Below are 23073 nucleotides of genomic sequence, written 5' to 3'. Positions count from 1 at the left end.
CAAGCCTGTAAAAAGCTTAGTCCTTCTTCACCGGCGGCACCGGGCGGATCGCCAGTTCGCGCAGCTGCGTCGGCGTTGCGGCCGAGGGAGCGCCCATCAGCAGATCCTGTGCCTGCTGGTTCATCGGGAAGAGCGAGATCTCGCGCAGGTTCTTGGCGCCGACCAGCAACATGACGATGCGGTCGATACCGAAGGCAGCACCGCCGTGCGGAGGCGCACCGTACTGGAAGGCGCGATAGAGACCGCCGAAGCGCTCTTCGACGTCAGCCTGGCTGAGGCCGACCTTTTCGAAGGCGGCGACCATGGTTTCCGGCGACTGGTTACGGATTGAACCCGAAGCGATTTCGAAGCCGTTGCAGACGGCGTCGTACTGGAACGCCTTGATCGTCAATGGATCCTGGTTCTGCAGCGCCTCAAGGCCGCCCTGCGGCATCGAGAAGGGGTTGTGGGCGAAATCGACCTTCTTTTCTTCTTCGCTCCATTCGAAGAACGGGAAGTCGACGATCCAGCACAGCTCGAAACGATCGCGATCGATCAGGTTCAGCTCGTCGGCAGCGCGGTTACGGGCTTCACCAGCAAACTTGTAGAACTTGGAAGGATCGCCGGCGACGAAGAAGCAGGCATCGCCGTCATCGAGGCCGAGCTGGGTGCGGATCGCATCCGTGCGCTCTTCGCCGATGTTCTTGGCAAGCGGACCGGCGCCTTCGAGCTTTTCACCTTCCTTGCGCCAGAAGATGTAGCCGAGGCCCGGCTGGCCCTGGCTCTGTGCCCAGGCGTTCATGCGGTCGCAGAACGCACGCGAACCGCCGGTCTTGGCCGGGATGGCCCAGACCTCGACCTTCGGGTTGGAAGCGATCATGTTGGCGAAGACCTTGAAGCCGGAGCCGGCGAAATGCTCGGTGACGGCTTCCATGACGATCGGGTTGCGCAGATCCGGCTTGTCGGAGCCGTATTTGCGGATGGCGACGTCATAGGGGATACGCGGCCATTCCTTGGTGACCGGCTTGCCGTCGGCAAACTCTTCGAACACCTGGGTCATGAGCGGGGCCATCGTGTCCCAGACGTCTTCCTGAGTCACGAAGCTCATTTCTAGGTCGAGCTGGTAGAATTCGCCCGGCAGACGGTCGGCACGCGGGTCTTCATCACGGAAGCACGGCGCGATCTGGAAATAGCGGTCGAAACCGGCGACCATCAGCAGCTGCTTGTACTGCTGCGGCGCCTGCGGCAGTGCGTAGAAGGTGCCGGGATGGATACGGCTCGGCACGAGGAAGTCGCGCGCGCCTTCCGGCGAGGAGGCCGTCAAGATCGGGGTCGTGTATTCGGTGAAACCCACCTCGCCCATGTGGCGGCGCATGGAGGAGATAACCTGCGTGCGCTTGACGATGTTCCGGTGCAGCGTGTCGCGGCGCAGATCGAGGAAGCGATACTTCAGGCGGACATCTTCCGGATAGTCCGGCTCGCCGAAGACCGGCAGCGGCAACTCCTTGGCGGCGGAGAGCACTTCGATCTCCCGAGCATAAAGCTCGATCTCGCCGGTCGGCATGTTCTTGTTGACGGTGTCTTCCGTACGGGCCTTTACCAGACCGTCGATACGGATGACCCATTCGCCGCGAACGGTTTCGGCAAGCTTGAAGGCCGGAGAATCAGGGTCGGCGACGACCTGGGTGATGCCGTAGTGATCGCGAAGGTCGATGAACAGCACGCCGCCATGATCTCGGACGCGATGAACCCAGCCGGAGATGCGGACGGTCGAACCGACGTCGGACTTGCGCAGGGCGGCGCATGTGTGGCTGCGATAGCGATGCATAGTATATATCCTGGACTTGGCGGGCCGCGGCGAAAGGACATGCAAGCCCCTCGCCTGCCGACGAGAAAATCGGGCGGAAAAGCGCATGGTGCGCCCGATTTGTCAAGGCTCGAACGCCGGAAGTCGACTTAAAGCTGTCTCGGCCGCCGCCCATATCGACATCTGAAAGTAGCCGCTGCGGCAGTTTGGCTACCTTGATGCTATTGCTGAACGCTGCAGTCAACTTTAAACAGGCATCCATATCTCGCCATCCCCCGGAGCCTGACATGCCGATCCTCACCCGCCGCAATCTCCTGAAAGCCTCAGCGGTCACCGGTGCCTATGGTGTCGGCCTCGGCATCGCCGGAAAATTTGCAGGCAACGCCGCGGCAGCAGCCGAACCGCGCGTGATGAAGACAGCCAAGATCGAGGCCAATCTCGCCGATGGCGGAGCGACCAAGAATGTCCTGACCTATGGCGAAGCAGGCATGCCGCCGGTCCTGCGCATGAAGAAGGGCGAGGCTTTCGCGGCCCGGCTCATCAACGGCATCGACGATCCGACGACCATCCACTGGCACGGCATCCGGCTGCCGAACAATATGGACGGCGTGCCCTTCCTCACCCAGCCCTATGTCTATACCGGCGATCATTTCGACTACGCTTTCACGCCACCCGACGCCGGCACCTTCTGGTATCATCCGCATTGCAATACGCTGGAGCAGATGGGCCACGGCATGACCGGCGTCATCGTGGTCGAAAATCCCAAGGATCCGGTATTCGATTCGGAAGTGGTGCTCAATTTGCGCGATTGGCGATTGGGTGGAGATGGACAGTTCATCGCGCAGTTCCGTCCGCGCGATGCGGCGAAGTCGGGTACCTACGGCACGGTGCGGACCGCGAACTGGCAGCAGCAACCGCAATATGACGCTCCCTCCGGCAGTCTGGTGCGGCTGCGCATCGCGATCACCGATGTCACCCGAATCTATTCCTTCCGCATGGACGGCGCCGAAGCGACCGTGATCGCGATCGACGGCAATCCCGTGCCGCAGCGCTTTCCGCTGGATGTCCTGCAGCTCGGACCGGGACAACGGCTGGAGCTGGCCGTTCGCATGCCGGACAACGAGGGTGCGATCGTCAAGCTTGAGGATATCAAGGGCACCGACCCGAAGGTGCTGGCGACACTGCGCGCGGTGGGTTCCTCGCTGAAGCGCGATGTCCGCGATCTGGCGCCGCTGGAAGACAATCCGGTCAAGAAGGTCGATCTGGGGTCGGCGACCCGCATTCCTCTGGCTCTCAGTGCTACGGCGGAAAACACCGCCGACAACAGCATTTGCGGCTCGCTCGGCTACAGTTTCTGGGCGATCAACAAGGTGCCGTGGCCAGGCGACACCCCCGATCCGACCGCACCGCTTGCCGATCTCAAGCTCGGCAAGAGCTATATCATCGACATGGAAAACCTGACGCCGCACAGCCACCCGATCCACCTTCACGGGATGAGCTTTACGGTCGTCTCCTCCTCCTCTCGCCAGGTACAGCCGTTCGTGTCCGACACTTATCTCATCCAGCCGGACGAAAAGGTGCAGCTCGCCTTCGTCGCCGACAATCCCGGCGACTGGCTGCTGCATTGCCACATCATCGAGCATCAGAAGACCGGCATGACCAGCTATGTCCGCGTGGCATAGCGAAGAGCGGCAAACCGCTCTCGCCCCGCATCGCACGCGTCGTAGCAGCATCATGTTTCGGCTAATTTCAGCCAAAAGCGAAATGCGGTGGGAGCTTTGCTCGCGAAAGTATTGACATATCCGGCTGAAAGGAGAAGGAAGTTAACGAACTATTTTATCGATGAATGTGTTGAGATGATCGAAACTACCGCCCAATTAGAGGCGGCCTGCCAAGAGCTGGCCAAGTCGGATTTTATTACCATCGATACCGAATTCCTGCGAGAAACGACCTTCTGGCCGGAACTGTGTTTGATACAGATGGCGAGCCCGACGACCGAGGTATTAGTCGATCCGCTCGCCAAGGGGCTGGATCTGGCGCCCTTCTTCGAGCTGATGGCCAACCCGGCCGTGCTGAAGGTTTTTCACGCCGCGCGCCAGGATATCGAAATCATTTTCCATCGCGGCAATCTCATTCCGCATCCGATCTTCGATACGCAGGTCGCGGCGATGGTGTGCGGTTTCGGGGATTCCGTGTCCTACGATCAGCTGGTCAGTCGTATCAAGAACGTCCACATCGACAAGTCCTCGCGCTTCACCGACTGGAGCCGCCGGCCGCTCTCGGAAAAGCAGCTGGACTACGCACTCGCCGACGTAACCCATCTGCGTGACGTCTATCTTTCGCTGAACGAGCAGCTGACACGCGAGGGACGCGCTTCCTGGCTGCAGGAGGAAATGGCAATCCTCGAAGCGCGCGATACCTATGATCTGCATCCTGACGATGCCTGGCAGCGGCTGAAAATGCGGCTGCGCAAGCCGCAGGAATTGGCAGTCCTCAAATATGTGGCCGCTTGGCGCGAGCGCGAGGCACGCAACCGCAACGTTCCGCGGGCCCGCGTGCTGAAGGACGATGCGATCTATGAAATCGCCCAGCAGCAGCCGAAGGACAGCGAGGCGCTTGCCCGGTTGCGCACCATCCCGAAGGGCTGGGAGCGCTCGGCTGCAGGTAATGCCGTGCTCGAGGCGATCAATGCGGCACTGGAGTTGCCGAAATCCGAAATGCCGCATCCGCCACGCCATCAGCAAGCCCCGGAAGGCACCGCTGCGGCCGCCGAACTGCTGAAAGTCCTGTTGAAGCTGATCGCTGAAAAGCACGGCGTCGCAGCGAAAGTCATCGCCAACAGCGACGACCTCGATAAGATCGCCGCCGAAGGCGAGAAGGCCGACGTCGCTGCCCTCACCGGCTGGCGGCGCGATCTCTTTGGCGCAACGGCTTTGCAGCTCATTCAAGGCCAGGTGGCATTGCGCTTCGTCGGAAAGCGAATCGAAACGGTCGCCCTCTAGCCGAAGCCGTGACATTCTCCTTCCCGACCGCGCTGCGATTGCGTATGATTCGCGGAAGGAGATGCCCGCCGTCATCACGATTGCGCCGCAAATCTCATGGAATGAACGTCTGATGTAATCGTTCTATTCGATGACGTTCCGGTTTGCCGGCGCAATCCCGCGTCGATGACAGGCGTCGCTTCTCGGCGGAAAAGTGAATGGGCATTCTCCATTCGATACGCAACTGGACCCTGACGTCGCTGGTTGTCGCCTCGACCGGCGTCATCTATGGCAAGATCTTCTTCCACGAAGCGCCGCTGTATATCGGTGCAGTCTTCGCGCTGTTCTGCGGCATGCCGCTGCTCGCCTTCGAGCGCCGCATGATCCTGCCGCGGCTGAACGTCTGGATGCACCGCCTGCCGACGCCGGCCTTCATTCTTTCCGCTCTCATCGTCGATTTCATCCTGATGAGCGCCGGCTATGCCGTGGCGGGCAGCCTGATGAAACTGCTGGGCCTGGTGGACGGCACGTGGGAGCAGCTCACGCTCCTCAAGTTCGACGTCTATCTCTATGCCGTCCTGGTGACCGCCGTCATCATCTTCATCGGCCGGGTGCGTGAGCTCCTCGGCCGTGACGTGTTCCTTAGCCTCTTGACCGGCCGATACCGAAATCCAACGCAGGAGGAACGCGTTTTCCTGTTCATCGATCTCGTCGGCTCCACTGCCTTTGCGGAGGAGCATGGCGACCTCAAGACCCAGGAATTTCTCGGCGCCGTGTTTGCCGCCATGGCCGAGCCCGTGCGCCGGCACAAGGGCGCGATCGACGACTATATCGGCGATGCCGCCATCATTACCTGGCCGCTCCGCCGCGGCATCAAGAATGCCAATTGCGTGCGCTGCGTCTTCAATATCCTCGACGATATCGAAGCGAACTCCGAAACCTGGCTGAAATCCTACGGCAGGGTGCCGCGCCTGCGCGCCGCCCTGCATGGCGGCAGCATCGTTACGGCCGAAATCGGCGTCGACCATCACAAGATCGCCTATTTCGGCGACACGGTGAATACCGTCGCGAGACTGGAGTCGCTTTGCAAGTCACTAGAGCGCCAAGTGCTGATTTCGAGTGATCTCGCCAGACGGCTCGAACTCCCCGGAGCGATCGTCAAGGAAGAACTCGGAGAGCATGCGGTACGCGGCCGCGACCAGTCGCTCGGCGTCATCGCGCTTCATACGCAAAGCCGACAAGCCCTTAAGGCAGCCCGCGGAAGATCGTAAGCAATACAAATTATAAGCTGCATTTCGAAATCAATACGCGTCTTAGCTTCACACCCTATGGGTTGTCCACAGTCACCAAATCTTCACCTAAGCGTTAATTCGTCGACATGGCTCGCCTGTTAAGCGGGGGGTGTTTTCGCCACTCCCCACCAACAAGGTGACATGATGACTCGAATTCTTTCCGCCTCTACGGCACTCTTCATTCTGCTCGCCGCATCGGCCCAGGCAGACGAGCAGCAGTTCAAGGCAAAGCTCATCGGCCAGGCTATCCTGCCGGCCAATACCATTGCCGCGGCTCCTGCCGATGCACCGGAATTTCTGAAGACCTCCGGCAAGTTCACCACGCCGGATCGCAAGCGCACCGAAGCGCTCGGCACCGTGCCGGGCAAGGATGGCGCCCGCATCACCGACCTGAAGCTGCCCTTCGCAGGCCAGCCGACCAGGGCTTCTCCGGCATCAAGACCATGCCCGACGGCACGTTCTGGACGCTCACCGACAACGGCTTCGGCTCCAAGCAGAATTCCAGCGACGCGATGCTCTTCCTGCATCAGCTCAAGTTCGATTGGGATAGCGGCAAGGTCGAAGTGGTCAAGAACCTGTTCCTGTCCGACCCGAACAAGAAAGCCCCCTTCCCGATCGTCATGGAAGGCGCCGACAAGCGCTATCTGACCGGCGCCGATTTCGACATCGAATCGATCCAGCCGGTCGCCGACGGCTTCTGGATCGGCGACGAATTCGGTCCCTATCTGCTGAAGTTCGATACGAGCGGCCAGCTGACGGACGTTTTTGCCACGACGCTTGACGGAAAACCTGTCATGTCCCCCGATAATCCGCTGCTCCAGCTGCCGGGCAATCCGACGCAGAAGATGCCGGCCTTCAACCTGAAGCGCTCGGGCGGCTTCCAAGGCCTCGCCATGTCGAAGGACGGCTCCAAGCTCTATGGCCTGCTGGAAGGCCCGATCTACAAGGATGACGGCCAGGTGGAGAACGTCGATGGTAAAACGGCCATCCGCGTCATCGAATTCGACGTTGCTTCGAAGAGCTGGACCGGCCGCAGCTGGCTTTATCCTTTCGCCGACAAGGGCATCGCCATCGGCGATTTCAACATGCTCGACGAAAAGACGGCTCTCGTTATCGAACGCGACAATGGCGCGGGCACGAAGGACAAGGCTTGCGCCGATCCCAAGCAGCCGAAGCCGGATTGCTTCGAGGCTCCGGCCGAGCTGAAGCGCGTCTACAAGATCGAGTTCAGCGACGCCAATGTCGGCAAGTCCGTTCGCAAAATCGGCTATATCGACCTGATGCGCATCGAAGACCCGGACCACAAGCGTCGGCAGGGCGGCGGCGAAGGCTTCTACGACATGCCTTTCGTCACCATCGAGAACGTCGATCGCGTCGATGCCACGCACATCGTCATCGGCAACGACAACAACCTGCCGTTCTCGGCAGGCCGCGCCGTCAACAAGGCTGACGACAACGAATTCAGCCTGCTCGAAGTCGGTGATTTCCTGAACGCGAAGTAAGCAGCGACAAAACCGCCTCTCCCTGCCATGCGGGGAGAGGCTTCAGGCCTGTTCGAAAAGTCTATTCGAAGCAAAAGGCCAGCCGGCGGTTCGTGAGCTTGCCGAGCTGCTGCAGGCGCCCCTCGAGCCTCTCACCGGCAAAATCGTGATATTCGGCCGGAACCACGAATTCGAGATCCAGATCCGGATTTGTCGAACGGCGGAACGACAGGTTGCGCACGACGCCGGGCATCGACGCCGAAAACAGGTAGACGACCCTCAAAAGGCCGCCGAGAAGCTTCGCCCGTTCGATGTACATCGGCGTTGCGATCGTCGACAGCGGTTCGGTTGCGCCGTCGTCGTTCAAGCCCTCAAAGCGGTAGTAGTTAGCAAGCGCGATGAAGGCGCGACCGGCATGGGTGATGCCGACGAAAGACGTATGGGCGATGATGTTCAGTGCCTGCAGGCCGCGATAGTCGGGATGGGCACGCCAGCTGATATCGGCAAGCAGGCAGGCTGCCTGACGATAGCGGCTTTCCTCCTCCGTCTCGGTGATCCCGAAGAACGGCATCATCCGCCCTGTCCACTCGGCGAGTTCGCGGGCATGCTCCGGCGAACGGGCACGCAGGATGGCAAGCTCGCCCGCCGCCACCAGCAACGGATCGCTATGGCGCTCGGCCTCCGTCAACAACGAATAGAGATAGCCTTCGCGCACACCCTGTGCGGAAAAGGAGATGATGGAGGGGTTCATGGCCGTCAGCACTTCGCGCATGGCGACCGCGCCAAAGGGCAGCAGCGAACGGCGGTGCTTGGAAATCGTCTGCAGCGCCGGATCCTTGGCATCTCTCGCCTCGCCCAGCTGGTCGAGGAAGCGAATCATTTCGTCGAGCGGCACTTCGTAGCCCTGCATCATGTGCAGCGGATACTTTCGGATTTCCATATGCAGCTTGGCGATGTTTCGCCATGTGCCGCCAACGGCGTAGAACGTGCGGCCCTCGCCCTTGCTCAAGAGCTTCGCCGTCTTGACGTGCTTACGCGCAAAGCCGCGCGCCTTTTCGATCGAGCCGCCGGCATATTCGGACAGGCGCAGGCCACCGAGCGGCAGCGTGATGCCCTTGCCGATTTCGCGGTCCTTGATGTCGATCAGCTCCAGCGAGCCACCGCCGAGATCGCCGGCGATGCCATCCGGATGGAAGAAGCCGCTGATGATGCCGAGCGCGGAAAAGCGCGCTTCTTCTTCGCCCGAAAGCACACGCACCTTGCGCTGCAGGATCGTTTCGGCCTGATGGATGAATTCGGGGCCGTTGCTGGCCTCGCGTGCCGCTGCTGTCGCGAGCACATAGATGGTTGAGGCACGAGCCTGATCGGAGAGCGCCTTAAAGCGATGCAAGGCCGCAAGGGCCCGCGCCACGCCTTCTTCATCCATCTTTCCCGTCAGTGCTATGCCTCTTCCGAGGCCACAAAGCACTTTCTCGTTGAAAAGAATGGTTGGCGACCGCGAGTGGCCTTCATAGACGACGAGACGGACCGAGTTCGACCCGATATCGACAACGGAGACAGGGGCAATACCGGGAAGGCGCCCCTGGGCTTCTGATTCAACCATGCAGGTCCAGTTTATTTGTTGCGGCCCGACAACAGCCCAGCGATCAGTTTCGGCGCACTGGATTTCAAGGCTTCACCGCGGCCCGACAGGCTGGGGTTAGTCATGAAATACTGCTGCGCATTGAATGGCTCTTTTCCCTGGCGCACTTCCATGCGCCTTGAAGTACCGTCCGGCAATATCTCGTAGCTCTGTTGATTGTCAATAATATTGCCCAGCATGATCTGTGAAAGAACCTGTTCGTGCACCGTCTTGTTGGTCAGCGGCACGAGGGTTTCGACGCGGCGGTCGAGGTTTCTTGGCATCATGTCGGCCGAACCGATATAGACCAGCGCCTTCTCCGACGGCAGACCCTGACCGTTGCCGAAACAGAAGATGCGGCTGTGTTCGAGGAAGCGGCCGATGATCGACTTGACGCGGATTTTCTCGGAAAGACCGGGCACCTGCGGACGCAGGCAGCAGATGCCGCGAACGACGAGGTCGATCTCGACGCCCGCATTGCTGGCGCGATAGAGCGCGTCGATGATATCGGGATCGACGAGCGAATTCATCTTCATCCAGATCGCCGCCGGCTGGCCGCTCTTGGCATGCTCGATCTCGCCCTCGATATGCTCGAGGATGCGGCTGCGAAGCGTGTAAGGCGAAACCGCAATCTTCATGTCATGTTCCGGCTCGCCATAGCCGGTGATGAAATTGAAGATGTTCGCCATGTCGTGGGCGATCTTCGGATCGCAGGTAAAGTAGGAAAGGTCGGTATAAATCTTCGCGGTGACCGGATGGTAGTTGCCGGTGCCGAGGTGGCAATAGGTGCGCAGCTTGCCGTCCTCGCGGCGCACGATCATCGACATCTTCGAATGGGTCTTGAGTTCGATGAAGCCGAACACGACCTGCACGCCGGCACGCTCCAGATCGCGCGCCCAGCGGATGTTTGCCTCTTCATCGAAGCGGGCCTTGAGTTCCACCAGGGCCGTAACCGACTTGCCGAGATCGGCCGCATCGATCAGGGCGCGCACGATCGGGCTGTCGTTCGAGGTACGATAGAGCGTCTGCTTTATCGCCAGAACGTCAGGATCGCGCGCAGCCTGGAGAAGGAACTGGACCACCACGTCGAAGGATTCGTAGGGGTGGTGGACCACCATGTCCTTTTCGCGGATGGCGGCGAAGCAATCGCCGGCATGCTCGCGGACGCGCTCAGGAAATCGCGCATTGTAGGGCTCGAAACGAAGATCGTCGCGCGGGGCCTTGCAGATCTCGGAGAGCGTATTGAGGGCGAGCAGACCCGGCAGAACCGCGATACGGTTGCCCGGCACGTTCAGCGATTCCACCACGAACTGACGCAGTTCGAGCGGCATTTCGGAATCGGTCTCGATACGGATCACCGAGCCGCGGCGGCGGCGCTTCAATGCGGTTTCGAAAAAGCGTACCAGGTCTTCGGCCTCTTCCTCGACTTCAATATCGCTGTCGCGGATGATGCGGAACGTACCGGAGCCCTGCACCTCGTACCCGGGATAGAGCCGGTGAATGAAGATGTTCACGACGTCTTCAAGCGTAATGTAGCGGATGACGTTGCTGGCATCCGGCAGGCGGACGAAGCGATCGAGCGCCGGCGGCAGGCGGAGCAGCGCCGTCATCGGCTCGCGGCCGTTCATGCTCTTCAGCTGCAGCGCGATGGAGAAGCCGAGGTTCGGGATGAAGGGGAACGGATGCGCCGGGTCGATAGACAGCGGCGTCAGGACCGGGAAGATCGCCTGTTCGAACTCGGTGTGGAGCCATTGCCGGTCCATATCGGAAAGCGCGGCCGGGCGGACGATCAGAATATCTTCCTTGGCGAGATATTGCTGCAGGACGGCAAGCGAGGCCTGCTGCTCCATCTGCAGATTGTCGATCTCGCGCAGGATGTCGTCGAGCTGCTCGGCGGGCGTCTTGCCGTCGGGCGTGCGCACCAGGATCTTCTGGCGGACCTGGCCTTCGAGGCCTGCGACACGCACCATGAAGAATTCATCGAGGTTGGCGGCGGAGATGGAGAGGAAGCGGACACGCTCAAGCAGCGGGTGCGCCGTATTCAATGTTTCCTCGAGGACGCGGCGATTGAACTGCAGCCAGGAGAATTCACGGTTGATGAAGCGCTCGGGGCTGGTCAGCAATTCGCTGATGGGAGGTGCTGCCTCCGGGGCCTGCTGGTTGGCATCCTGATGTTCCGTGAGTGCCGAGTCCATGTTCCACCTACCCTCTTTTTAATCTTGTGCCACGTATATCAGTTTGACGACGGAACTGTGACAGTTCGGCATCAACTCAATCCGGCTGACCGGAATTGCCCAGCTCATTCAAGACTTCAGCGGCCAATACGCGCGTGATCCTCGTGCCTCGCGCCAGCGCCAGCCGGTCCAAACGGTCGACGATCAGCTGCGCCGCATTCATGGAACGCTCCATCCGATTGACGATATAAAGAACGAGTTTGTCATCGATATAAAGCTGGCGGTCGGCGAAGAGCTTTACGATGATCTGCGACAGCAGTTCCTCGTCGGGTTCTCCGATCTCGACGACCGTTGCCGCTTTCAGACGAGAGCGCAGATCGGGAAGCGCGACCGGCCAGGACATCGGCCAGAGACGCGTCGTCATCAGCAGGCTGGTGCCATTCTCGCGGACGCTGTTGATGACGTGGAAGAGCTCGGTGTCGTCAAAGCCCAGGCGATCCACATCCTCGAAAATGACCGGACCGTCCGCCGCAATAACGGCAGCATTGGAGCCTGCCACGGGATGAATGGGGGTTGCGTCGCATCTCTCGCTCCAGATGCTGGCGAGATGCGATTTTCCCGAGCCGACGGGACCCGCCAGAATGACGACCGGCGACGGCCAGTGCGGCCAGGAATCGACAATCCTCACGGCCGCGCTCAGCGGATCGGCGACGAGCAGGTCGTCGCGACCGCTTGCGGGGTCGTGCGTAAAGGCCAAGGGTAGCTGTTCGGCGGCCCTGCGCCTCAAATCAGCATTCTTTGCGTCGGTCATGTCTAGCTATTCTCAGGCTTGCCGGCCTTGGCTCTGCGGGCCCGGCCAGCTTCCGAGCGTCCATGATAGAGATCGCTCTGAAGGTACCGCGAAAGGGCGAAGCGGACAAGGACGCCGCAGGCGGCTGCAGCCGGAACCGCGATCAGCAGCCCGACGAAGCCGAAGAGGGCGCCGAAGGCGAAAAGCGCGAACATCAGCCAGACCGGATGCAGGCCGACGCTTTCGCCGACGAGTTTCGGCTGCAGCACATTGCCTTCCAGGAACTGGCCGGTGAAGAAGACGACAAGCGTCAGGCCGACCCACAGGTAATCGGGCCAGAACTGAACGAGCGCTACGCCGACGGCCAGAACGAGGCCGACCATCGAACCGACATAGGGAATGAAGCTGATCATGCCGGCGAAGAGGCCGATCAGCAGACCGAAGTTCAGGCCGACCAGCGAGAGGCCGACACCGTAGTAGACGCCGAGAATGATGCAGAGCGAGCCCTGCCCCCGGATGAAGCCAGCAATCGCCTGATCGATCTCGCGAGCAATCTGGCGGACGGTGGCGACATGGTCGCGCGGGATCCAGTCGTCAACCTTGGAGATCATCCGGTCCCAATCGAGCAACATGTAGAATGCGACGACGGGCGTGACGACCATCAGCGAGATGATGTTGGCCAGCGCCTTTCCGGAGCTCCAGATCTGCGCGAAGAGCCCACCGACGAAGCTCAGCCCATCCGACATGATGCTGGAGAAGTTGTCCTTGATGGCTCCGAGCTGATTGCGGATCCAGTCCGGCAGCACCATCGTCTGCGCCTTGGCGACCAGCTGCTGCGCTTGCTGCACATAGGTCGGTATGTGCTGAATGAAATCGTTGAACTGGTTGACGATGATCGGGATGAAGATCGTCAGCGCCAGCGCGAAGATGAGCACGAAGGATACGAGGATCACCACCGTCGCCATCAGGCGGTTAAGGCCGATCCGCTCCAGCCGGTCGGCGACCGGATCGAGAAAATAGGCAACCGCCATGCCGGCGATGAACGGCAGCAGGATCGTGCTGAAGATATAAACAAAGGAGACGAAGGCGACGAGCACGATCGCCCAGAACGTGACTTGACGCTTGAGGCTCGCTCCGCTGACCTTTTGCTCCATCATCTTCCCCGTTGCTTCGCGCCCGTTTGCCGTGTGCTTAGGACATAGGATGATGCCGCAATTATGGTCAAGCCTGAGGCCGGAAATCTGCCTCAGGCAATGGGAAGCGGGGAAAATCGAGGGGTTTGCGGCGCTTGCGCCTTGCATAAAGGCCCCTATCATGCAATGGCGACCCGATCAAAGCCCTGTCGCGACGGACAGGCTGCCATCGGAGGCGGAAGCATGAGCCAGTCTAGAAAAAACGGTCTGACCTATAGCGACGCGGGCGTCGATATCGACGCCGGCAACCTGCTGGTCGAAAAGATCAAGCCTGCCGTCCGTTCGACGCGCCGACCCGGTGCTGACGGCGAGATCGGCGGCTTTGGCGGCCTCTTTGACCTCAAGGCTGCAGGCTTTACCGATCCGGTGCTGGTTGCCGCCAATGACGGCGTCGGTACGAAGCTGAAGATCGCGATCGACGCGAACTATCATGATACCGTCGGCATCGACCTGGTCGCCATGTGCGTCAACGATCTTGTCGTCCAAGGCGCCGAGCCGCTGTTCTTCCTCGATTACTTCGCCACCGGCAAGCTCGATCCCGATCAGGGCGCGGCGATCGTCGGCGGCATTGCTGCCGGCTGCCGCGATGCAGGCTGCGCGCTGATCGGTGGCGAAACCGCGGAAATGCCGGGCATGTACTCTCACGGCGATTATGATCTGGCGGGCTTTGCCGTCGGTGCCGCCGAGCGCGGCCAGCTGCTGCCGTCAGGCGATATTGCCGAGGGCGATATTATTCTCGGCCTCGCTTCCTCCGGCGTGCATTCCAACGGCTTTTCGCTGGTGCGCAAGATCGTCGAGCTTTCGGGCCTTGGCTGGGATGCGCCGGCTCCTTTCGCAGAAGGCAAGGCGCTTGGCGAAGCGCTGCTGACGCCGACGCGCATCTATGTGAAGCCGCTGCTCAAGGCCATCCGCGAAACGCATGCCCTCAAGGCGCTCGCCCACATCACCGGCGGCGGCTTCCCGGAAAACATTCCGCGCGTGCTGCCGAAGCATCTCGCCGCTGAAATCGATCTGGCCGCCGTCAAGGTGCCGCCGGTCTTCTCGTGGCTTGCAAAGGTCGGCGGCGTCGAGGCCAAGGAAATGCTGCGCACCTTCAATTGCGGCGTCGGCATGATCGTCGTCGTCGCTGCTAAAAACGTCGAGGCCGTGAAGGCCGCACTCGAGGCCGAAGGCGAAGCGGTGGTTACGCTCGGCCGCATGGTCGCTCGCGCAGAAGGCGCCCCAGGCACCGTCTACAAGGGCACGCTGGCTCTATGACCACGCCGCGCAAACGCGTCGTCGTCTTCATCTCCGGCGGCGGCTCCAACATGCTGGCTCTTCTGAAGGCAACGGCGGCTGCCGACTATCCGGCCGAGATCGTGGGCGTCATCTCCGACAAGGCGGATGCCGGCGGACTGGCGAAGGCTGCAGCCGAGGGCATCGCGACCTTCGCTTTCGCGCGCAAGGATTTCGCCAGCAAGGAAGCCCATGAAGAGGCGATCCTTTCACAGCTGGAAGCTCTCTCGCCCGATATCATCTGCCTCGCGGGATACATGCGGCTGCTTTCCGGCCGCTTCATCCAGGCTTACGAAGCGCGGATCATCAATATCCATCCGTCGCTGCTGCCGCTTTTCCCCGGCCTGCACACGCATCAGCGCGCGATCGACGCCGGTATGCGCATCGCCGGCTGCACCGTGCATTTCGTCACCGAAGGCATGGATGAAGGCCCGGTTGTCGGCCAGGCCGCCGTGCCCGTACTAACAGGCGATACCGCCGACAGCCTCGCCGCCCGCGTCCTCACGATCGAGCATCAGCTCTATCCGCAATCGTTGCGGCTGGTGGCGGAAGGCAAGGTCAGGATGAAAGACGGCAAGGCCGTGAGCCTTGCCAGCACACCTGCCGCCCACGGACGGCAGGTCATGTCACTGCTCGGTGACGCAAGCTAACCTTCAGGCTGCCACAGCCATCAACGGATGGAGCGTGCCGTCGCTATAGACGATACGGCCGCCGCGGAAGGTTGCGCGAATACGGTGAACCGAACCGGGTTCGACCGCAACTAGATCGGCAAGCTGACCGACAGCGATTTCGCCGCGATCCGTCAGGCCGGCCGAGCGAGCCGCGTTCGAGCTTGCCATGGCGACTGCCGCCGGCAAGCCACCGCTGGCAACATCGGCAATCTTGAAGATCGCCGGCACGAAGGCAGCCGGGTGATAATCGGCCGCGATGATGCCGAGCAGACCGGCGCGAGCCGCATCCAGGGCACTGAGATTGCCGGACATCGACTGGCCGCGCAGTGCGTTCGGCGCACCCATCAGCGTCCAGAGCCCGCGGCGGCAGGCTTCTTCCGCAGCCGGTCCTGTCACAGGAAACTCGCTGATCGTCACGCCGAGATCGTGCATCGCCGCCACCTTTTCGGCGCTGTCGTCGTCATGCGATGCCAGCGACAGCTTGTGCTTCAGCGCAAGCCCGACGACGTCATGCAGCTTGCGCTCGATCTCCGGATCCTGGCGCTGCGCGATGCGTGTCGCCACGACTTCCTCGGCGGCCTCGCGCGACATAGACCGGCGCTCCGACATGCTGCGAATATAACTTTCGATATCGTTATACTGCCCCTGCCCCGGCGTATGATCGGTCAGGGACACCATGTCGACGGAGCCCTCCTCCAGCAGCCACTCCAGAGTGGGAGCAGCACCCAGATTGGTGATTTCGTAGCGGGCATGGACACGATGGTCGATCAGCAGCTCGTTGCGCAGGCCGCCGATGCCGCGGATGACAGCCGAGGTGGTTTCGAGCGAACGGACGTGACCGTAGACGCTTTCAGTCGCAAAGGAGAGCGCCGCGAAGGCCGTGGTGACGCCAGCTGCCGCCAGCTTCTTGTCGAGCTCGTGAATGCCGAAATCGATCGGCATCATCGCATTCGGCCGCGGCGCGATTTCGCGCTCGATCATGTCGCAGTGCAGGTCGACGAAGCCAGGCATCAGCAGGCGGCCGCCGCCGTCGAATGTCGGCTGCTCCACCGGCTCGGAGCGGATTTCGGCAATCACGCCGTCCTCGACGCGTACCGCGCCATTTTCGACGACTTCATTGGGAAGAACGAGCGTGAAATTGCTGAGCCACATCGGCTTTCTCCTGAAACAGCGTCAATGATTGAGAAGGCTCGGAAACATTCGAATGTTTTCAGCCAGCACGCCCCGGTAAGCTCGATTCGTGACATTGTGATGAAAGCTTGAAAGATAGCCTCATCACGCTTCCCGACGGTTGAAGGAGCTACTTCAGGCTGGCCCTGTTCAGAACTGCCCATTGCAGCAGCATGATCGTCTTGGCGTCATAGATATCACCGCTCTCGATCATCGCCACCGCGTCGGACAGCCGAACTTCCAGGACCTCGATATCCTCATGCTCCTCCGCGAGCCCGCCGCCATCGGCAACGCGATCGGAAGTGTCGATCACGGCAGCGAAGAAATGGATGATCTCGGTGATGGAGCCCGGTGAGGTCATCGCCTTGAAGAGGAAGCGGACATCGCGCACGCGGAAACCGGTCTCTTCCATGGCCTCGCGGCGGATGGCTGCATCCGGATCGTCGCCATCGAGCAGGCCAGCGGGCACTTCGATCATCCAGGCCGGCTCGCCGACAAGCTGGGCCGGCAGACGGAACTGCCGAACGAGCACCACCGTTTCACGCTTGGGATCATAAAGCAGAATGCAGGCGGCCGGCGTGCGATGATAGATCTCGCGCTTCAGGCGATGCTTCTCGCCGTGCGAATCCGTATAGTCGAGATCGAAGCTACTCAGCCGCGTCCATTGATCCGCCAGCGTCTTTTCACTGACGATTTCGGCTTTCGCCTTTTCGAATTTACTCATGCAACATCCTTGCGGAGCCATACTTTGTTGTCATGGACAGCCGCGCCGCCATACGGCGCGACCGGATCGGCGCCGGTAAGTACGTTGATGCCCTCACCGTCGACATGGGCCTTGTTCGGCCACAGGCCCTCGGCGATCAGCACACCCGGCTTCACTTCCGTCGTCACGCGCGCATGAATGCGGATGTCGCCTCTGATGTTGCCAATACAAACGAGTTCGCCATGGGCAATATCAAGCGCCTCCGCATCGGCCGGATTGATCATCACTTCGGGACGACCTTCCTTCTGCCGCGAGGTCTTGGTTTCCGAGAAGCTCGAATTCAGGAAATTGCGCGATGGCGAGGTCGCAAGCCGGAACGGATGCTCGGGATCGGCCACCTCGATCACGTCGACCTGGTCCGGAAATTCCGGCAGCTCGACATGCGGCCCAAGCAAGCCGACCGAGGCAGGCGGGCGGTTCGGCGCCGGCTGGTTGGACCAATCCGGGCGGAACCGGAACTTGCCGTCAGGATGGCCGAAGCCATTGATGAAATGGGCATCGTCAAAATCCGGCTGACGGTCGAACCATTTGTGTTCGAGGAAATAATCGTAATCCGGCAGGCCGCTCTTCGAGAGAACCCGGTCGACCATTTCGCGGGCGGAAAAACCGAAACCGGGACGATCCGCTACGCCGAGGCGCTTGGCCAACTCCTCGATGACGAAGAGATTGCTGCGCACGGTTGGCGGCGGTTCCACCAGTTTCGGGCCGAGAAGAATGTGGTTCTGCCCGCCGGCCCGGTAGATGTCGTCATGTTCGACGAACATGGTGGCGGGGATGACGATATCGGCCATGTCGGCCGTATCGGTCATGAACTGTTCGTGCACGGCGACGAAGAGATCGGAGCGGGCGAAGCCACGCTTCACCAGCCGCTGTTCCGGCGCGATGTTCACCGGATTGGTGTTCTGGATCAACATGGCCGTGACCGGACCGCGATGGCGGAGCGCCACGGCATCGCCGGTCAAGGCGCGGCCGATCTGCGACTGATCGATCATACGGATATCCTGATCCTTCATGGCGCGACCAGTCAGTTCGCTCGCGTCCATGCGAAAGATATCGCTGTTCGAATGAAAGGCGCCGCCGCCCTCATATTGCCAGGAACCGAGAACGGTGGCGATCGACGCCGCCGCATGCATGGCGATCGCGCCGTTGCGCTGGCGGGTGAAGCCGTAGCCGAGACGGAAATAGGTCTTCTTCGTCGTTCCCACGAGCTTGGCGAAGGCTTCGATCTCGTCGACCGAAAGGCCGGTGATGTCCGCCGCCCATGCCGGGGTCTTTGACTTCAGATGCTCTTCGAGGCCGTTGGGGTCGTCGGCATACTTTGCCATGTAGGCGCGGTCGGCATAGCCGTCGCGGAAGGCGACGTGCATGACGGCGCAGGCAAGTGCTGCATCGGTGCCCGGCTTGACGATCAGGGCCATGTCGGCCTGCTTCATCGTCGGGTTGTCATAGATATCGACGACGACGATCTTGGCACCGCGTTCCTTGCGGGACTTGATTGCATGGGTCATGACGTTGACCTGTGTCGCGACCGCATTCGTGCCCCAGATAACGACACAATCCGTGCGGCTCATTTCCCGCGGATCGGGACCGCGCAGCACGCCCGTCGCCATGGTGAAACCGGTCCAGGCCGGATTGGTGCAGATCGACGAGAAGAAGCCGGAATAGCGCTTGGCATGGCGGAGGCGCTCGATGGAATCGCGCTGCACCCAGCCCATCGTGCCGGCGTAGAAGTAAGGCCAGATCGCCTCGCTGCCATCCTTGGCTTCGGCCTTCACAAAGGCTTCGGCAATCTCATCAAGCGCTTCGTCCCAGGAAAGCTCCTGCCACCGCCTCTCGCCCTTGGGGCCGGCGCGGCGCAAGGGCTTCATCAGACGATCGGGGTGATAGAGCCGCTCCGCATAGCGGGCAACCTTGGCGCAGATGACGCCCGAGGTGTAGGAATGGTCGTTGGCACCGCGGACCCGGCCGATCTTGCCGTCATCCGTCAGATCGACCTCCAGCGCGCAGGTGGAGGGACAGTCGTGCGGACAGGCCGTGTAGCCTATGCGCGATTTGGCTTGAATGGGGGTCGCAATGTTCATGATGTTTGTATATTTCAAGCCATGTCCGGCCACTAGCGATAATCCGGCCCATCTCAACAATTCATGCGGACTTCACCGACAATGAACTATCGGCACATCTACCACGCGGGCAATTTCGCCGATGTCTTGAAACACGCGATCCTCGCGCGGCTCGTCCGCTACATGCAGAACAAGGACAAGGCATTTCGCGTGCTCGACACGCATGCCGGCATCGGCCTTTATGATCTGTCGTCCGAGGAAGCCCAGAAGACGGGCGAGTGGCGGGACGGAATCGGCCGGCTGCTGGAGGCGGACCTTGTGCCGCAGGTGGCCGATCTGCTGGAGCCTTATCTTGCCGCCATCCGCGAGCTGAACCCTGAAGGTGGCCTCAGGCTCTATCCCGGCTCGCCGAAGCTTGCTCGCATGCTGTTTCGCCCACAGGACCGGCTTTCGGCCATGGAACTGCATCCGGACGACTTTCAGCGGCTTCACCGACTGTTCGAGGGCGACCACCACGCGCGCATTACCGAGCTGGACGGCTGGCTGGCGCTCGGGGCACATCTGCCGCCGAAGGAAAAGCGCGGCATCGTACTTGTCGACCCGCCTTTCGAAGAGGAAGGCGAATATGAGCGGCTGGTCGACGGCCTGGCGAAAGCCTGGCGCCGGTTCCCCGGCGGCACCTACTGCCTCTGGTATCCGATCAAGAAGGATGCGCCGATCAAGCAATTTCATGAAGCATTGCAGACGCTGGAGATTCCGAAGATGCTGTGTGCCGAGCTCAGCGTTAAAAGCGATCGCGGTTTCACAGGACTCACCGGCTCCGGCCTCATCATCGTCAATCCGCCCTTCACGCTGAAGGATGAGTTGCATGCGCTGCTGCCGGCTTTGAAGGATATGCTGGCGCAGGACCGCTTCGCCTCGCAGCGCGCCTTCTGGCTGCGTGGTGAACATTGAGATTTTTCACATACACATCCCACAGGTGATTCCATGAGACTGCTTTGCTCGTCCACCTCCCCCTTCTCCAGCAAGGTGCGCATGGCGGCGCGTCATCTCGGCATCAAGCTCGAGGAAATCCATGTCGACACGAATGCAGGGCCAACGCTTCTCATCGACAACAATCCTCTCGGCAAGATCCCGACATTGCTGACCGGCGAAGGCGAAGCCATTTTCGATAGCCGCGCCATCATGCATTATTTCCATCGGCGCAAGGGCGGGCTCTACCCCGCAAAGAAAAGCAAGCGCACAGAGATCGAGGTTCTGGAGGCACTCTGCGACGGCACCAACGAGTGCCTCCTGTCGATCGTCTACGAACGGCGTATCCGCGAGCCCGAAAAGCAGCACCAGCCGTGGATCGACCGGCAGTGGACGAAGGCAAAGCGCGCCCTTACCCATCTCGACGCCGAACCGCCTAAGCTCGGCAAGAAGCTGCATGCCGGCCATTTCGCGCTTGCTGCCCTCATCGGCTATCTGCAGCTCCGCTTCGAAGGGCAGTGGGAAGCGGACTATACAGGATTGATCGACTGGGCCCACAAGTTCGAGAAGCACTTCCCGGATTATCCGGCGATGAAGCCGCAGGTCTGACGCCACCCGGCTTAGCTTTGTTTGATATCGCCGCTCTTCACGAAATCGACGAAGGCGCGCAAGGCTGTCGGCAACTGCCGGCGGCTCGGATAATAGAGGAAGAAGCCGGGGTAATACGGGCACCAATCCTCCAGCACGCGGATCAGTCGGCCGTCCTCCAAAGCCGGCAGCGCGTAATCCTCAAACAGGAAAGCAAGACCTGAGCCGTTAACCGCGGCGTCGAACATCATGTCGAGATCGCCGAGCGTCAGCGGCCCCTGTACCTCGATCTCCAGCTCGATACCTCCACGTTCGAACTCCCAGCGATAGTAGGTGCCACTCGGAAAACGGTAGCGGATGCAGGGGTGATCCTTCAGATTGTGGGGCGTGACCGGTTTAGGGAAACGCTGAAAATGTTCGGGCGAGCCGACGATCGCCGTCCGCTGACGGGGGCCGATGGCGATGGCAATCATGTCGGCGGCGATGCTTTCGCCGAACCTTATGCCAGCGTCAAAACCGCCGGAGACCGTGTCCACCAGCGCATCGTCCACCACAACCTCCATTTCGACGGCGGGATAAGCGCTCAAGAACTTTGACACGATCGGCAGCAGCACCTTCTTGGCGGCGCGCGGGGCGTTGATGCGCAGTTTGCCGTAGGGTTGGCCGCGGAATTTATCGAGATCCTCCAGCGCGTCATCGATATCGAGGAAAGCCGGGCGAATGCGGTCGAACAGGCGCTCGCCAGCCTCCGTCAATCCGACGCCACGCGTGGTGCGGTTGACCAGCCGCACGTCCAACCGTTCCTCGATCGCACGCAACGAATGGCTGAGCGCAGACGCCGTCACGCCGAGCTCCACCGCCGCCTTGCGAAAGCTGCGGTGTTGAGCAATCGCCAGGAAGATCGCCAGATCGGTGGAACGGATGCGTCGCATTGATGAGATTTTCTCATTACTTCATGGAAGACAAAGTAGATTATCTCAACGATGCCATCAAGCTACCTTTCTCCTGCAAGCGAATTCCACCCACGGAATTGCAAACTCACGAAGGAGCAAGTCATGCGCGTTTGGTTCATTACGGGTGCATCCCGAGGCTTCGGCGCCCTTATCGCCCAGGAAGCCCTCGCCGCCGGCGACGCTGTTGTCGCTACGGCTCGCAATCCCGCCGGCCTGGCGGAGAAATTCGGCAATCACCCGAACCTCCTGCCCGTCGCCCTCGACGTTTCGAACGAGACGCAGGCCCATGAAGCTGCTGCGGAAGCCGTCAAGCGCTTCGGCAAGATCGATATCCTCGTCAACAATGCCGGATACGGGCTGCTGGGTGCGGTGGAGGAGGCAACCGCCGAGGAAATCGAGAAGCTCTATGCGACCAACGTCTTCGGCCTGCTGAAGGTGACCCGCGCTATCCTGCCGCATATGCGCCGGCAGCGCTCAGGCCATGTGATCAACATGTCCTCGGTCGGTGGCTATCAGAGCTTTGCCGGTTGGGGCGTCTATTGCTCGACAAAGTTCGCGATCGAAGGTCTGTCCGAGGCAATGGCGGTTGAACTTCAGCCGCTCGGCATCAAGGTCACGGTCGTCGAACCCGGCTTCTTCCGGACCGACTTCCTTGACGAAAGTTCGCTCGCCGTCAGCCCAAGCTCGATTGCCGACTACAAGGACACGCCTGCCGGCGCCATGCGCGATTTCGCTGCCGGTCACAACCACCGCCAGCCCGGCGATCCCAAACGGCTGGCGAAGTCGATGATCACGCTTGCACATTCGGCCAACCCGCCGCTGCGCATGCCTTTCGGCTCCGACACAGTCGGCGCGATCGAGGCCAAGAATGAATATGTCGCCAAGGAGCTGGCCCACTGGCGCGAACTGGCCGTATCGACGGACTTCCCGAAGGACGCCGCATAATATTCAGAAGCAGAAAACAAAAAAGCCGGGGCGAAACCCCGGCTCAGACTGCTGACAAACCTCTGGCTTTGGCCGGAGGTTTTTGATTCAATGGGACATGTTGAAGAAACCTGCTGCCGAACAGACGGCTCTCGAGATGGTGACGCTCGACAGCCTGGTGCCGAGAGATCATCTGCTTCGCAAGATCGATGCGGTGATCGACTTTACTTTCATCCATGATCGCGTTGCGGGATTGTATTGCGCCGACAACGGCCGGCCGCCGCTCGATCCGACATTGATGTTCAAGGCGCTGTTCATCGGTTATCTTTTCGGCATCCGCTCGGAACGTCAGCTGGTGCGCGAGATCGAGGTCAATGTC

18 protein-coding genes and 1 pseudogene are annotated in these 23073 nt (G+C 60.8%); 10 read left to right on the top strand and 9 right to left on the bottom strand.

Annotated features, from left to right (window positions below):
- Positions 1-16: 16 nt before the first annotated feature.
- On the bottom strand, positions 17-1807 hold the full coding sequence (gene aspS / locus GA0061102_RS19380; protein ID WP_092852259.1) for an aspartate--tRNA ligase: 1791 nt from the start codon (positions 1805-1807) through the stop codon (positions 17-19).
- A gap of 266 nt (positions 1808-2073) precedes the next feature.
- On the opposite strand from aspS, the gene GA0061102_RS19375 reads away from it, so the two are divergent.
- The 4 genes and pseudogenes from GA0061102_RS19375 (at position 2074) to GA0061102_RS19360 (ending at position 7561) form a co-directional block, all read left to right on the top strand.
- Positions 2074-3468: a multicopper oxidase family protein gene (locus GA0061102_RS19375; protein ID WP_092852257.1), complete on the top strand. Its 1395-nt coding sequence runs from the start codon at positions 2074-2076 to the stop codon at positions 3466-3468.
- 174 nt (positions 3469-3642) lie between these two features.
- Positions 3643-4788 (top strand): ribonuclease D, encoded by a 1146-nt coding sequence (rnd, locus tag GA0061102_RS19370; RefSeq protein WP_092852255.1) that lies wholly within the window; start codon positions 3643-3645, stop codon positions 4786-4788.
- A 197-nt stretch (positions 4789-4985) separates the two neighbouring features.
- Positions 4986-6038: an adenylate/guanylate cyclase domain-containing protein gene (locus GA0061102_RS19365; RefSeq protein ID WP_092852253.1), complete on the top strand. Its 1053-nt coding sequence runs from the start codon at positions 4986-4988 to the stop codon at positions 6036-6038.
- Positions 6039-6203: 165 nt separating this feature from the next.
- Positions 6204-7561 (top strand): annotated as a pseudogene (locus tag GA0061102_RS19360) (esterase-like activity of phytase family protein).
- 61 nt (positions 7562-7622) lie between these two features.
- On the opposite strand, the gene ppx reads toward GA0061102_RS19360, so the two are convergent.
- The 4 genes from ppx to GA0061102_RS19340 form a co-directional block, all read right to left on the bottom strand.
- Positions 7623-9143: an exopolyphosphatase gene (ppx, locus tag GA0061102_RS19355; protein WP_092852251.1), complete on the bottom strand. Its 1521-nt coding sequence runs from the start codon at positions 9141-9143 to the stop codon at positions 7623-7625.
- 11 nt (positions 9144-9154) lie between these two features.
- Entirely contained in the window at positions 9155-11356 is a 2202-nt protein-coding gene (locus GA0061102_RS19350; RefSeq protein WP_092852249.1) for an RNA degradosome polyphosphate kinase, read from the bottom strand.
- A gap of 76 nt (positions 11357-11432) precedes the next feature.
- Positions 11433-12146: a DnaA regulatory inactivator HdaA gene (hdaA, locus tag GA0061102_RS19345; protein WP_092852247.1), complete on the bottom strand. Its 714-nt coding sequence runs from the start codon at positions 12144-12146 to the stop codon at positions 11433-11435.
- A gap of 2 nt (positions 12147-12148) precedes the next feature.
- Complete coding sequence (locus GA0061102_RS19340) at positions 12149-13279, bottom strand: AI-2E family transporter (protein ID WP_092852245.1); 1131 nt, start codon at positions 13277-13279, stop codon at positions 12149-12151.
- 222 nt (positions 13280-13501) lie between these two features.
- Between GA0061102_RS19340 and purM the strand changes: the two genes are divergently transcribed.
- Together purM and purN are read left to right on the top strand one after the other, a co-directional pair.
- Complete coding sequence (gene purM / locus GA0061102_RS19335) at positions 13502-14575, top strand: phosphoribosylformylglycinamidine cyclo-ligase (protein WP_092852243.1); 1074 nt, start codon at positions 13502-13504, stop codon at positions 14573-14575.
- Positions 14572-15243: a phosphoribosylglycinamide formyltransferase gene (gene purN, locus GA0061102_RS19330; protein ID WP_092852241.1), complete on the top strand. Its 672-nt coding sequence runs from the start codon at positions 14572-14574 to the stop codon at positions 15241-15243. Before purM ends, purN begins: the two co-directional genes overlap by 4 nt.
- Before the next feature lie 3 nt (positions 15244-15246).
- Here purN and GA0061102_RS19325 read toward each other — a convergent pair whose 3' ends face one another.
- The 3 genes from GA0061102_RS19325 to GA0061102_RS19315 all read right to left on the bottom strand — a co-directional run bounded on the left by GA0061102_RS19325 (position 15247) and on the right by GA0061102_RS19315 (position 19278).
- On the bottom strand, positions 15247-16416 hold the full coding sequence (locus tag GA0061102_RS19325) for an alpha-D-ribose 1-methylphosphonate 5-triphosphate diphosphatase (protein ID WP_092852239.1): 1170 nt from the start codon (positions 16414-16416) through the stop codon (positions 15247-15249).
- Positions 16417-16564: 148 nt separating this feature from the next.
- Entirely contained in the window at positions 16565-17158 is a 594-nt protein-coding gene (locus GA0061102_RS19320; RefSeq protein WP_092852237.1) for an NUDIX domain-containing protein, read from the bottom strand.
- Positions 17155-19278 carry a molybdopterin-containing oxidoreductase family protein gene (locus tag GA0061102_RS19315; protein ID WP_208858670.1) on the bottom strand — a complete coding sequence of 708 codons (2124 nt, stop codon included), beginning with the start codon at positions 19276-19278 and terminating at the stop codon, positions 17155-17157. Before GA0061102_RS19315 ends, GA0061102_RS19320 begins: the two co-directional genes overlap by 4 nt.
- An 81-nt stretch (positions 19279-19359) precedes the next feature.
- Between GA0061102_RS19315 and GA0061102_RS19310 the strand changes: the two genes are divergently transcribed.
- Both GA0061102_RS19310 and GA0061102_RS19305 read left to right on the top strand, forming a co-directional pair.
- Positions 19360-20211, top strand: a complete 852-nt coding sequence (locus tag GA0061102_RS19310; RefSeq protein ID WP_092852233.1) for a 23S rRNA (adenine(2030)-N(6))-methyltransferase RlmJ — start codon at positions 19360-19362, stop codon at positions 20209-20211.
- A 33-nt stretch (positions 20212-20244) separates the two neighbouring features.
- Entirely contained in the window at positions 20245-20838 is a 594-nt protein-coding gene (locus GA0061102_RS19305; protein ID WP_092852231.1) for a glutathione S-transferase, read from the top strand.
- An 11-nt stretch (positions 20839-20849) separates the two neighbouring features.
- Here the strand turns inward: GA0061102_RS19305 and GA0061102_RS19300 are convergent, their stop codons facing one another.
- Complete coding sequence (locus tag GA0061102_RS19300; RefSeq protein WP_092852229.1) at positions 20850-21749, bottom strand: LysR family transcriptional regulator; 900 nt, start codon at positions 21747-21749, stop codon at positions 20850-20852.
- A gap of 123 nt (positions 21750-21872) precedes the next feature.
- On the opposite strand from GA0061102_RS19300, the gene GA0061102_RS19295 reads away from it, so the two are divergent.
- Together GA0061102_RS19295 and GA0061102_RS19290 are read left to right on the top strand one after the other, a co-directional pair.
- Complete coding sequence (locus GA0061102_RS19295; protein WP_092852227.1) at positions 21873-22715, top strand: oxidoreductase; 843 nt, start codon at positions 21873-21875, stop codon at positions 22713-22715.
- Positions 22716-22812: 97 nt separating this feature from the next.
- A partial coding sequence (locus GA0061102_RS19290; protein ID WP_139115075.1) for a transposase occupies positions 22813-23073 on the top strand: 261 nt, incomplete at its 3' end.

It is taken from the genome of Martinezella miluonensis (genome assembly GCF_900094545.1).
Lineage (GTDB): Bacteria > Pseudomonadota > Alphaproteobacteria > Rhizobiales > Rhizobiaceae > Rhizobium > Rhizobium miluonense.
This window is presented reverse-complemented; position numbering and strand designations above follow the sequence as displayed.

What these genes read in the sequence shown, in the direction of transcription:
- GA0061102_RS19340 (WP_092852245.1), bottom strand. Translation starts at nt 13,279, where the DNA reads ATGGAGCAAAAGGTCAGCGGAGCGAGCCTCAAGCGTCAAGTCACGTTC.
- GA0061102_RS19325 (WP_092852239.1), bottom strand. Translation starts at nt 16,416, where the DNA reads ATGTGGCTCAGCAATTTCACGCTCGTTCTTCCCAATGAAGTCGTCGAA.
- purN (WP_092852241.1), top strand. Translation starts at nt 14,572, where the DNA reads ATGACCACGCCGCGCAAACGCGTCGTCGTCTTCATCTCCGGCGGCGGC.
- ppx (WP_092852251.1), bottom strand. Translation starts at nt 9,143, where the DNA reads ATGGTTGAATCAGAAGCCCAGGGGCGCCTTCCCGGTATTGCCCCTGTC.
- GA0061102_RS19350 (WP_092852249.1), bottom strand. Translation starts at nt 11,356, where the DNA reads ATGGACTCGGCACTCACGGAACATCAGGATGCCAACCAGCAGGCCCCG.
- GA0061102_RS19365 (WP_092852253.1), top strand. Translation starts at nt 4,986, where the DNA reads ATGGGCATTCTCCATTCGATACGCAACTGGACCCTGACGTCGCTGGTT.
- GA0061102_RS19375 (WP_092852257.1), top strand. Translation starts at nt 2,074, where the DNA reads ATGCCGATCCTCACCCGCCGCAATCTCCTGAAAGCCTCAGCGGTCACC.
- GA0061102_RS19315 (WP_208858670.1), bottom strand. Translation starts at nt 19,278, where the DNA reads ATGAACATTGCGACCCCCATTCAAGCCAAATCGCGCATAGGCTACACG.
- GA0061102_RS19300 (WP_092852229.1), bottom strand. Translation starts at nt 21,749, where the DNA reads ATGCGACGCATCCGTTCCACCGATCTGGCGATCTTCCTGGCGATTGCT.
- GA0061102_RS19305 (WP_092852231.1), top strand. Translation starts at nt 20,245, where the DNA reads ATGAGACTGCTTTGCTCGTCCACCTCCCCCTTCTCCAGCAAGGTGCGC.
- GA0061102_RS19295 (WP_092852227.1), top strand. Translation starts at nt 21,873, where the DNA reads ATGCGCGTTTGGTTCATTACGGGTGCATCCCGAGGCTTCGGCGCCCTT.
- hdaA (WP_092852247.1), bottom strand. Translation starts at nt 12,146, where the DNA reads ATGACCGACGCAAAGAATGCTGATTTGAGGCGCAGGGCCGCCGAACAG.
- rnd (WP_092852255.1), top strand. Translation starts at nt 3,643, where the DNA reads ATGATCGAAACTACCGCCCAATTAGAGGCGGCCTGCCAAGAGCTGGCC.
- aspS (WP_092852259.1), bottom strand. Translation starts at nt 1,807, where the DNA reads ATGCATCGCTATCGCAGCCACACATGCGCCGCCCTGCGCAAGTCCGAC.
- GA0061102_RS19310 (WP_092852233.1), top strand. Translation starts at nt 19,360, where the DNA reads ATGAACTATCGGCACATCTACCACGCGGGCAATTTCGCCGATGTCTTG.
- purM (WP_092852243.1), top strand. Translation starts at nt 13,502, where the DNA reads ATGAGCCAGTCTAGAAAAAACGGTCTGACCTATAGCGACGCGGGCGTC.
- GA0061102_RS19320 (WP_092852237.1), bottom strand. Translation starts at nt 17,158, where the DNA reads ATGAGTAAATTCGAAAAGGCGAAAGCCGAAATCGTCAGTGAAAAGACG.